Annotated in this window: 8 protein-coding genes; 4 read left to right on the top strand and 4 right to left on the bottom strand. The window is 42.6% G+C overall.

Annotation, left to right across the window (positions count from 1 at the left end):
• The first annotated feature begins 215 nt into the window (after positions 1 to 215).
• Positions 216 to 1,706: a putative bifunctional diguanylate cyclase/phosphodiesterase gene (locus tag L2730_RS07195; RefSeq protein ID WP_248973966.1), complete on the top strand. Its 1,491-nt coding sequence runs from the start codon at positions 216 to 218 to the stop codon at positions 1,704 to 1,706.
• Between the two features lie 6 nt (positions 1,707 to 1,712).
• Here the strand turns inward: L2730_RS07195 and L2730_RS07190 are convergent, their stop codons facing one another.
• Positions 1,713 to 2,159, bottom strand: coding sequence for a thioesterase family protein (locus L2730_RS07190; RefSeq protein ID WP_248973965.1), 447 nt, complete (start codon positions 2,157 to 2,159; stop codon positions 1,713 to 1,715).
• A 260-nt stretch (positions 2,160 to 2,419) separates the two neighbouring features.
• Here L2730_RS07190 and L2730_RS07185 point away from each other — a divergent pair, with 260 nt between their 5' ends.
• The 3 genes from L2730_RS07185 (at position 2,420) to L2730_RS07175 (ending at position 7,786) form a co-directional block, all read left to right on the top strand.
• Positions 2,420 to 2,863: an OsmC family protein gene (locus tag L2730_RS07185; protein ID WP_248973964.1), complete on the top strand. Its 444-nt coding sequence runs from the start codon at positions 2,420 to 2,422 to the stop codon at positions 2,861 to 2,863.
• Between the two features lie 320 nt (positions 2,864 to 3,183).
• Positions 3,184 to 6,282, top strand: coding sequence for an EAL domain-containing protein (locus L2730_RS07180; protein WP_248973963.1), 3,099 nt, complete (start codon positions 3,184 to 3,186; stop codon positions 6,280 to 6,282).
• 163 nt (positions 6,283 to 6,445) lie between these two features.
• Entirely contained in the window at positions 6,446 to 7,786 is a 1,341-nt protein-coding gene (locus L2730_RS07175) for a DEAD/DEAH box helicase (protein ID WP_248973962.1), read from the top strand.
• Positions 7,787 to 8,009: 223 nt separating this feature from the next.
• On the opposite strand, the gene L2730_RS07170 is transcribed toward L2730_RS07175, so the two are convergent.
• From L2730_RS07170 to L2730_RS07160, 3 genes are all read right to left on the bottom strand, one after another.
• A complete protein-coding gene (locus L2730_RS07170) occupies positions 8,010 to 8,543 on the bottom strand; it encodes an outer membrane beta-barrel protein (RefSeq protein ID WP_248973961.1) in 534 nt (177 codons plus the stop codon).
• Between the two features lie 289 nt (positions 8,544 to 8,832).
• A complete protein-coding gene (locus L2730_RS07165; RefSeq protein ID WP_248973960.1) occupies positions 8,833 to 10,002 on the bottom strand; it encodes a MalY/PatB family protein in 1,170 nt (389 codons plus the stop codon).
• A 113-nt stretch (positions 10,003 to 10,115) separates the two neighbouring features.
• Positions 10,116 to 11,582: a glutathione synthase gene (locus L2730_RS07160; RefSeq protein WP_248973959.1), complete on the bottom strand. Its 1,467-nt coding sequence runs from the start codon at positions 11,580 to 11,582 to the stop codon at positions 10,116 to 10,118.
• Between the last annotated feature and the right edge of the window lie 200 nt (positions 11,583 to 11,782).

Here is an 11,782-nt window from a genome sequence, read left to right as displayed (position 1 = left end):
AGAGCGAAGCAGGATGCCAGAGCCGAGAATAACTATTAGCTCAAATTCCACTACTTGCCTACAGCGTTTTGAATTCCCGCTGAATGGTCAAACTTTTAATGCAATTGGTATAAGGCAGTTTTAGAATGGACAACATCGGGATTCCTTACTGCATCAAATTAGTGATGAATACGCGATTAAAATACCTAGGCAGATAACGGATAAAGTTATATTGAATGGATAACGTTGAGCTACTCTCGATTGCATGTATGTTACTTATACTGCTATTGGCTATCGCTTTTTGGCAGTTTTTACTTTGTCGGCGTCAGCTCAAACAATTGTACTCGTCGGTAAGTCACTCACGAGGTGAACCTTATCTGCTTAATGCTTCATTAGAGAGCTCGCCGCAATCACTCTTGCAAGTTGAGCAGATGGTTTCTCAATTAAAACAGCAATTGCATCAAGCGGGATTTGACAAATTAACCGGGCTAAGTAATCGCTTAAGCATGAAGCAAAAGTTGGCTAGCTTGATGCCGCTCAAGCAGGGAAGTTTAGTCTTACTTGATATATACCGATTCCGTTATGTGAATGACCTTTTTGGTTTTAGTTTTGGTGATGAATTGCTAAAGCAAATTGCTAACAGGATTGAAGCGGATGTTCATTCTAGTTCAGCTATCGCTAGAATGAATGAAGACGAGTTTCTGATCTATTTTCCAGATGGAATAACAGAGGCTGAACTTGATACCTTTATTGAGTATTTGCAGCAGCCCTATAGTGTATTTGAAAGTCCTATTACAGTTAGAGTTCAGGTTGGTCATTTGGGGCTGGAGCGTTTTCATGGCGACATCAGTACTATGTTGCGCCGGTTAGATTTAGCCCTTAAAAAAGCTAAACAGCTCGATAGAACTATTGCTCATTATGAACTTGGTGATGACGCGGTGCAGTTGCGTGAAGTATCGATTATTAATAGCTTAGTCAAAGCGCTTCAGGACGGCGAGCTCTATATGGTCTATCAGCCTAAACAAAACTTTCAGCCACTAGGGTGTAACCAAGTTGAAGCGCTAATGCGCTGGCAACACAAAACCTTAGGCAATATCTCTCCCGCTGAGTTTATTCCGCTCGCAGAGTATGCCGGAATGATTGATTTAATTAGCCAATGGGTGCTTGATCAAGTAGTTATTCAACAGGCTAAGTGGCGTGAATTAGGGATCGAGCTGCAAGTAGCTGTAAATTTATCGACTCAAGATTTAAAGAATCAGGCGCTTATTCAAGAGATTGAAGCTAGGTTATTCAAGTACCAACTTCCCGCAAATGCACTGTCAATTGAGCTCACTGAGAGTAAATTGATGGAAGATATCGATGGCGCTGTGCTTGCGATTAATCGACTACGCAGTATTGGAGTTGATATCGCTATTGATGACTTTGGTACAGGCCATTCTTCACTCGCATATTTGAAATACTTGCCCGTTGACGAAGTAAAAATAGATCAAGCGTTTGTTGAAGGACTAGAAACTGATCCGCAAGCAAAACACATTATGGATACCAGCATACGTTTAGCAAAAGGCCTGGGGTTTAAGGTTACTGTGGAAGGCGTTGAAACGGAGGTGGTTAAACAGATTATTGTTCAAATGGGCGCAGATAAAATTCAGGGTGATGTGTTTGCAAAGCCGCTGACTCCGGCCGAACTTGAGGTTAAGTGGCCGAAGTTGTCATCCGTTATCCAGTAGCACTAATTAAAAAGTAACAGGCTCTGAAAATGCCTCGCCAAGTCGATTGATTAATATCTGAGGCATTGGGCAAAGTTGGCGGTTCTTGTTCATGCATATCATCTCGATTTGTGCCGTTACTGCAGGCTTTTTAGCATTAGGGCGCCAGATCTCTTGTAGCCAAACCGTGCGATATTTACTTTCAAAATAGAATCGAGTTCTAATATCGATAATGTCAGCAAACTCTACGCCGTCATGACAAAGCATGTCACTGCGATAAACAGCAAAACCCAAGTCATGTTCGTCCCATAAACTCGCTAAGCTATTGGCACCAATCACATGTTCACGAGCACGCTCAAAATACTTTAAGAAATTAGGGTGGTACACAACACCAGAAAAATCAGTGTCTTCATAATAGATCTGTACCGGGAAATGAAAGGTTTTACTCTGTTGTACTGATTTAGTCGAGGGCATATTTATTGTGGTCTAATGATAAATATTGATGAAAGTGGCACCAGTTTAACATACCTATATGAAAACCACTTGAAGTGGCTTATTTCAATGGCTGCTTGCACGTTCTACGGCGACATTAACAGCGCTTGGCGTGAGCGCAACAAGCTGTGAGCTCGAGCTACTTTTAGTTGAATAGTAAAACTGTGAGACTAATTTGAGTTTTTGCCAATAAATCCATTAGAATAAACTCATTGAAATAAATCTAATGGAGTGGTGTAAAAATGGCGAACAAGACTATTGAAGTAAATACACAGATGTCGGAAGGTTGGAAAGTGACGGCGAACATTCGAGAGCATCAGCTTATCATTGATCAGCCAAGCGGCGGTAATGAAGGAGCTAATCCACTAGAGACTTTCATTTTCTCTTTAGCGGGCTGTATTTCAACCATTGCCAAAATGGTTGCTCGTGAGCAAAAAATAGATCTGCAACAGTTCAATGTGTCGATGAAAGCACAGCTTAATACTGCAGGGTTACTCGGTAAGCCTTCTGAGGATCCTGTAGGTTTCAAATTGATTGATGTTGTTGTGGTCATGGATGCTCAAATAAATGATATCCAGCTAGATAATGAGCAGAAGAGTCTATTTTTAGATACTGTTTGTCATCGCTGCCCTGTGCATGAGAACTTGCTTAAGCCTACGCTTGTTAATCATTGCGTTGGTGAGTAGCAGCTAGCAACACACGGTTGAATGAGTGTGGCTTACGCCCCACTCATTCGGCTTTGAAATGGTAACTTTTCACTATTTATTACTAATTCTTAATGTTGTGTATTCTTGTGTCTGTAATGCTAGATATTAGCCGTTCGATAATACCTTCCGTTCAGATTAGGTACCCACTTCGTTGTATTAGTTTTAACCCTCTAATGCAGTCTGCTGCAATTTGTACTTTGGAAAGTAAGGATAATTGTAAGATAGATATTAATTACCCCTTAATCTGCTAGAATATTGATCAAATAGATGTCAATTACTGCACGGACGAATTGTTCTTTATGGATCAAAGTTTATTTTTCTCGCTTATTCAAAATGCAGCGCTATTGCTAGCAATGGTGTTCGTATATGACGCGTTCCCACGTAGTCATAAGCGAGAGCTTGATGTCCTTTGGAGAGTGGGTATTGGCGCCCTTGTCGGGGTGATTTCTATCTCCGTGATGTTGAGCCCTTGGCAATATACGGAAGGCGTTTTTTTTGATTCAAGAACCGTTATCCTTGGTATTTCAGGGATGTTTTTCGGTGGGATCCCGACACTTGTCGCTGTGATTATTAGCGGATTATTTCGACTTAGTGAAGGAGGCGTAGCTGTATGGTCAGGCGTGGGGACAATTATGACCTCGGGTTTGATTGGCTATTTATGGGGTAAGTACCGCAGTGGCGATATTGGCGATATTCGCTTTAGAGAGCTGTTAGTATTTGGTTTTAGCTTACACATTCTCGCCTTACTTTGGGGCTTGGTTATGCCCTTTGAAGTGGCTTTTTCACTACTGAAGAAGATTACTTTACCTTTCTTAGTTATTTTCCCTATTACCACGGCTTTACTGGGGATGCTGCTATCTCGGCGCATTGAGATCCAGCGAGACCAAAAGATAAAGCTGCAAGACCACTTATTGTTCAAATCCCACTTTCAAGCGGGCAGCATGGGCATTGCTATCACCGACGTTGACCACCAATGGATAAAGGTGAATCCAAATCTTTGTCAGATGTTGCAATATAGCGAGTCAGAGCTACTTGAGTTACTTTGGGTTGACCTACTGCATCATAGTGATTTTAACCTCTATAGGCACTATTACGCCGATATGCTAGCGGGGGAAATCGATGAGTTTGAACTCGATATCAGACTTATTGCTAGTGATGACTCTATTGTTTATACCCATATGACAGTGGCATGCCAACGTAACCAAGATAAAGTTGAACTGGTTATTGTTGGCTTGCTTAATCGTAGCTCACAGAAACAAGCTGAAATGGCCATGCTGGCGAGCCAAGAGCAACTTGCGCTTGTACTCGGTAGCAGTGAATTGGGTTTTTGGGATTGGGATATCATTAACGACAAAGTCGAGCGCAATCAGCTTAGCGCCAACTTGCTGGGTTGTGATGTCAATACACTTAATGAAAACCCTAAGCTTTGGATGCGGGCTATTCATCCCAAAGATCGAGTGAAAGTACTCAGTTCAATAGATGAGCATCTTAGCGGTGTCAGTGAACAGCATAAAATAGAGTACCGAATGTATGCTCATACTGGTGAGATCCGCTGGATCTTGGATTCAGGGAAGATTGTAAGTCGTGATGAAAACAATAAACCATTGCGTATGTGTGGAGTGCATTCAGATATCACTGACAGTAAGCGAGTCGAAGAGTCTTTAAAATTGGCTGCATCAGTCTATAACAACAGTAGCGAAGCGATGAGTGTGCAAGATGAAGCTGGTGTTATTATCACTACAAACTCAGCCTTTACCGATATTACTGGATATAGTGAAGCCGAAATCAAGCATCAAAATATTCAAATTCTACAATGCAAGCGTAATAACTACAGCGTATATGAACAGATTAGCTTGTCAGTAGAGGAGACGGGACGCTGGCAAGGGGAGATGTGGCTCAGGCGCAAGAATGGCGAAGAGCTAGTGGTTTGGTTAACGATTAATACGCTGTTTGACTCAGAAGCCCAAACAGAGCGACGAGTGGCGCTATTCTCCGACATTACCGATAAAAAACAGGCTGAACAGATTATCTGGAAACAGGCTAATTACGACCCGCTAACGGGCTTGCCTAATCGCCGTATGTTGCTCGACTACTTAGGCAGTGAGATTTTAAAGTCTGATCGACGTGAAAAACACTTTGCATTAATGTTCCTCGATCTCGATTATTTTAAAGAGGTTAACGATACGCTTGGTCATGACATGGGGGATTTACTGCTAACTGAAGCGGCTAAGCGCATTAAGAGCTGCATTCGAGACAGCGATGTGGTTGCTCGCTTAGGCGGTGATGAATTTACCGTGGTGCTGTCTGGGATAACAGATATAAAAGGCGTGGATAAAGTCGCTCAGAATATTTTGAATCGCCTTGCTGAGCCTTTTAACCTTGGGGAAGAAACTTCTTATATCAGCGCAAGTATTGGTATTACTCTCTATCCCGATGATGCCAGCAGTATTGAAGGGTTACTCAAACATGCCGATCAGGCAATGTACGCGGCTAAAGATCAGGGCCGAAATCGATTCCACTACTTTACGCCGTCAATGCAAAGAAATGCTAAATACCGGATGCGCTTAATCCAAGATTTACGACTCGCGGTGACCAACCAAGAGTTTGAACTTTATTACCAGCCAATAGTGTGTCTAGCGGGTGATCCCACCGTTAAAGCTGAAGCACTTATTCGTTGGCATCACCCTAAGCGCGGCTTAGTGTCTCCCATCGAGTTTATTGCAGTTGCGGAAGAAACTGGTTTAATCGTCGATATTGGTAATTGGGTTTTTCAACAAGCAGCTCGCCAGTGCGCGCTTTGGCGTGATAGGTTCGGTATTGAAGTACAGATCAGTATTAATAAATCCCCAGTCCAGTTTAGAGATGAAGGAGAAAGTCTAGATTCTTGGGTTGCACTGCTTAAAACACTGAACCTTAGTCGGAACTCTATCTGCGTCGAAATCACAGAAGGTTTACTATTAGATAGCAACCAAACTATTTACAGTAAGCTAGAGCAATATCGCAATGCTGGTATGCAAATATCACTGGATGATTTTGGTACTGGCTATTCCTCTTTAGCCTACCTTAAAAAGTTCGACATAGACTTTTTAAAGATTGATCAATCTTTTACCCGAAACCTCGACAGCAATAGCGATGATTTTACCCTTTGTGAAGCGATAATTGTCATGGCACATAAGCTCGGTATGAAAGTGATAGCCGAAGGAGTAGAAACAGACTATCAGCGTCAGGTGCTTGCAGATGCGGGTTGCGACTATGGTCAAGGTTATCTGTTTTCAAGACCCGTTACCGCTGAAGAGTTTGAGGCTAACTGCATCACCGCAGCTTTAGAACATAAGCAAAATTCATTGCTGCAAGAGAGTCGTTCAGGCGAAACAGTGACAGTTAACAAAAGTAAGTAAATAGCATTATGTTAGCCGCTTTGGCTTTTATACCTAAAGGCATCGCGGATAAATAGCTAACCCCACCGCTTTGCTGTACTTGGTAGTATTATCTGTGCTGGGTTTTTGATAGACTCCGCGCTCACTTTTATTCCTCTATTTTATAACCAGTATTGAGCCGACCATGAACTTTGATGCATTTGATCTACACCCTTACATTCTAGATGCTGTATCGAATCGCGGTTATAAAGCGCTAACCGAAGTTCAGTGCCATGTGTTACCTGTTGCAATGCATGGGCAAGATATTATGGCTTGCGCACAAACGGGTACAGGGAAAACGGCGGCATTTGCACTCCCTTTGCTCAATACCCTTGTTGGGCAGGCATTGCAGCTAAGCAATGTTGCTGAAGAGGATGCCTTTAATCAATACAAGTCTGAGCTAAAAGTTCTAGTGCTAACGCCAACTCGTGAGCTGGCCATACAAGTGGCGGATAATATTCAAGCTTACGCACAGTTGTTACCTTTTAAAACTGCAGCGGTTTATGGTGGCGCCAACATGAACCCACAGCGTAAAGCAGTGCAAGCCGGGGTTGATATTTTGGTTGCGACGCCTGGTCGACTTTTTGATCTAATCGGCCAGTTCGGTTTGGATTTAGGCAGTGTGACTCACTTAGTGGTTGATGAAGCTGATCGCATGCTAGACATGGGCTTTGTTAGAGATATTGAAAGAGTGAAAAGGCTGGTGGCTGTTGAGCATCAAACATTGTTTTTCTCAGCAACTTACAGCGAAGAGGTAAAAACCTTAGCGCAGAAAATGCTAGTTGCACCAGAGTGGATCGATGTAACTACCGCAGCCACTGCCAGTAAAATAACCCAAGAGGTATATTTAGTTGATAAGCGCCGTAAAGCTGAATTGCTATCGGAGCTGGTAGGCCGTAATAATTGGCAACAGGTACTGGTGTTTGTTAGCAGTAAAGAGAGTGCTGAACACTTGCATAGCGAGCTGAAGCTCGATGGCGTAAAAAGTGCAGTATTTCATGGTGATAAAACGCAAGGCTCTAGAAATAGAGCATTAGAAGAGTTTAAAAGCGGTAAATTAAGAGTCATGGTCGCCACTGATGTCGCAGCGCGTGGACTGGATATTGAAGCTTTGCCATTAGTGATTAACCTTGAACTGCCTTTTGCAGCTGAAGATTATGTCCATCGAGTAGGGCGTACAGGACGTGCTGGGCTAGAAGGTCGAGCCATATCGTTTGTATCTCCGCAAGATAAAGCGATGTTGAGTGAGATTGAAACGATTATAGAAATGACATTACCTTGTATTACGTTGCCTGGTTATGAAGAGGGCGCCCCTTTACCTGCACGCTATCGCGATGTCACCACAAAGCCGGTGAAAGAGAGAAGTCATAATAAGCGTAAATATCAAGAGAAAAGACGTAATGAGTCAAAAACCGGCCAAGCTAAAGCTTCTAAAGGTAGTGGTGATAAGAACCGTTATGGCCGCAGTAAGAGTCGAACCAAATAACGGTTACAGATAATAATGATGAGGTTGATGGTGAACCTCATCATTAAGTCATATTGTAGCTTCAGCAATGTATCTAGCTGTAATTTATCGCTTTGCTGCGGGCTGAATGGATAAATTAACGATCTAGCCAGTTATCTCGTTAACCTCAGCATTAAAAAGCACATTGTTAGTCCACCATACAATAGTGCGTAGGTTTGACCTGCATTAGCTTAATAGACAGGGGTTAAAATGTGATGGTCGCACCCACTGTGTACATCCATGTTTGATCTAATATATCAAAGTACTCAACTTCACCTCTGACGGCAATACTGCCTAATTCAAACTCCAGGCCAATACCAGCCGCTAAATCCAGGCCATCATTAGAGATGTTTTTCCCAATGTACTCTAAATCTGCATCCCAATAGATCCCGCCTAATTTGCCAAATACTCTAACCGGTCCGAGTGGAATACCAGCAACTGCAAAGACATCCAAACCATAAGGATCAACACTGCCTCTGGAGTCAGATGGAGAACCTAAATCAACATAGCCCGCTTCAATAGCGAGTAAGCCTGAAAATTGATAACCACCGAAGAGTTTCCAAGCAAAATCATTTTCATTGAAATCGAAATCGCCGAGATCTGCATCGCTGCCAGACTGCTCTATGCTGGCAGAACCGACTGAAGCTCCAAAGTATAAGCCTTCATCCTTAGCCTGTACTGAGGTGCAAGCGAAGGTAAACATCAAACTTAATATTAGCAAAGTGATATGTTTCATCATTAATTCCTTTGATTACTTTAATTACTATCCTTAGCGAATAGGCTAGCGCGTGTGAGTTATGCTCTTGTATATAGGTACTGTATGAGCAAAAATTGAGGATAGTAAACAACTTGATAATTGCAAATTGGTGGGGTTATAAGGGGCTAACTGGTGAGTTATGGATACTGCATTTCCAATAACAATATTGAATGCAGACCCCTCATATATTCACTGAATTGAGGAGGCGCTTATGTTTATATCTGCGCAGCGTACCTTGGCAAGCTGCGCTGTTCTAGGGGACATTTATAGCCTAGTTATTAACAGCCAATTTCAGCTGCTTCAGAGATGCTTGAACCTGCTCTATAGACGATGCAAAATTCATTCGATAGAAGTTTTCATCCGCTTCGCCAAACCAAGTCCCCGGGGTTAATGCCATTTTTGCTTGCTTAGTTAATAGTGTTTTTAACTCAGTTGCGCTGAGTCCTAGCCCGGTAAAATCAAACCAGATCTGATTGGTACCTTCTGGGACGAAGGTTTTTACCTGAGGCAGCTGTTTTGCCATAAACGCGACAACCCAATCACGGGTATGTTGGGTATAACTTAGGAAAGAATCAAACCACTCTTTGCCCTGCTGATAAGCGGCAACCGTGGCGTAGGTTGTAAATGCATTTCCGTGATCAAGTGACATTGATGCAGAGGTCGCTTTGATTTTTTCACGTAATGCTGTGTTATCACTGTAGATATAACCATTAGAGATACTATTGAGTCCGAAGTTTTTCGCCGGCGAACCAATAATAGTTAGGCTGTTGTCATAATCTAATGCTGCCATACTGGTGAAAGTTGAGCCCTCAAAAACAATATCGGCATGTACTTCATCACTGATGATAATAGTTTGATATTTCTTCGCTATTGCGACTAACTGTTGCAGTTCTGACTTTGTCCATACGCGGCCGACCGGGTTGTGAGGATTGCACAAAAGCACCATTTTTACTTTTCCGCTCTGCAACAATGCTTCAAAATTTTCAAAGTCGATGACATAACGATCATTTTCTATCTTCAGAGTGTTGTTTACCGCTGTGCGGCCAGCAGACTCAATTAAACGACGGAACTGGTGGTAGACCGGTGTTTGTATGAGGACACCATCGCCTTCATTGGTAAAGCCGCGGATCAACATGGCGATAGCACTTAAAACCCCGGGTACTTGAACAAAGTGCTCAGGATTCAATTTAAGGCCGTGGCGATCTTGGTTCCAGTCGGCAATAGCATTGAACACCGTTTTTGAATCGAACTCATATGAGTAAGTTTCTCGGCTTACCAATTGCTGCATTGCATGAGTAATGGGGGAGGCGATAGGAAAATCCATGTCTGCAATCCAATAGGGAATTACATCTTCAGTGCCGTAGATTTGCTTAAGCATCTTGCTATCACGTTTGATAAATTTATCGCTGATTTCAGTTTGTTTGGGTTTAACTTGGAACATCTACTCTCTCCGAATACTAAGGTTTATAGACTGATAATAGTAAGACGTAGCAGCATTAGAAAAGATGCAAATAAAATGATTTATTAGTAGTAAATATTTTACTACTGCGGTTTCTACAGCCATTCAATTAGCGTTAGTGAGTCTAGAATGCCTTCACCGCTGTGAATACCGCCTTCATTTTCACTGGCGGGTTTGCTGCGGATCAAATATCCTGCGTAACCATTCAATTGCGTCACTGGCTTTGAGTCGAAATAGGCACTAAATAAACCAATTTCACTAATGAGATTGTTAACTTGCAGTTGCTGACCGTTACGAACGGCTAGGGTCGGTCGTTCACGTTCATGGGGATATAAACGTAACATTAGCGCCCATGCGTCATACTCTTCAGGAGCCAATAGCGCTAACTTTTCACTAATATCATCACCAAATAAACAGTGGCCACCGCCTTCACCTTGGTTTTTTAGCACCCAATCTTGTTTGATAGCCTTACTGTTAAACCAAGCGATAGTGTCAGCGTTAATAGGTTTCATCTCAGCTAAAACCTTTTTGACTAATCTCGCTTCTGCAAGATTAAGCCCCCATCGCGCGTACTCCTCAATAGGCGTTTGAGTGAGTACCATCTGCATGGTTTTACTGGTTGCGAGTTGCTGGCTGAAAGTTGCGTTAACCGCTACATGGTGTTGCTCTATAAATAGTCTAGTTTCGCTTAAGGTTTGGCAGCATATCGACTTGTCGAGTTTGGGGGCATGGTAGTCTGAATATTGATAGCCAGCACGTAAATACACCATGTCGATAGCGCCCACACCTTGTAATATTAAGCGCTGTTTTGTGCCGCTTGAAAGCTGTGAACTTAACTGTTTGAAAGTACGTCTAACGGTGCGCAGCCCAAGCTTTTGTAGCTCAACTTCAAGTAGGTGTTGATCGTAAACGTTGTCTTCATTTTCTTGAATCACCATTAGAAAAGTAGCTTTACCTGATTCTTTAAATGCAGCTCTAACCTTGGTGGCTGCTAACTTGATGGCATAGGAAAGTTGTTCAAGCCCATGGTTTTCAGCAGGGGTTGCACGCTTATTTTCAATCCACTCATGATAAGTATCAGGCCATTGGCTGTGCATATAGCGGTGAAACTCGGTAGCGCGTTGGCCAAAAGGCGCCATTCCTGCTGCGATACTATTAAACTCGATAACCTTAGCACCAAGTTTGCGGTCATCCATAAAATCAGTACGCATTAATAACAGCGGTTTGCGGGCAGGGTGATCTCGAGCGTTAATTTTGCCATGAGCTTGCTGATGCAGAGTTAACAGTCGAGCAAAAAATGGATCAGCTTTAGCTACGCCTAACAGTGATGCCTGCAGAAAGTCGTGATCTTCAGAAACGCTATTAATCAATTTGCTCAATATTGGTGTCACTTCTACTAGCTGCTCAAATGTCTCGCGCTTAATTGTTATTGGAGCAATACTAAAAGGGCAGTGTCTAGCACTGTTATCTGCTTGACGAAAAGCGACTCCATGCATGATGGCCCACTCGGTGGCATCTTCAATGACTTGGTTTGCTAACAAGGAGTTGGCGTTATTGTCCATGACTTTTAATCCTATCTTTAGAACGGCTATGTTATTACTGTTTTGCTGAGCCTGTTTGATGCTAGCAGGTTTTAGGGGCGCAATAATTCGCACGCTACTTGCTAGGACGTTGGAATAACAGAAAGGACGCAAAAATTGACAATAAATGCTGAGCTAGTTATCTCCTTGGTAGATTTTGCTAGGTGCTCTATTTATTGAGA

This window comes from Shewanella kaireitica (assembly GCF_023284045.1).
GTDB classification, from domain to species: Bacteria; Pseudomonadota; Gammaproteobacteria; order Enterobacterales; family Shewanellaceae; genus Shewanella; species Shewanella kaireitica.
The sequence above is the reverse complement of the archived record's forward strand: the minus strand, read 5'-3'. Positions and strand labels throughout refer to the sequence as shown.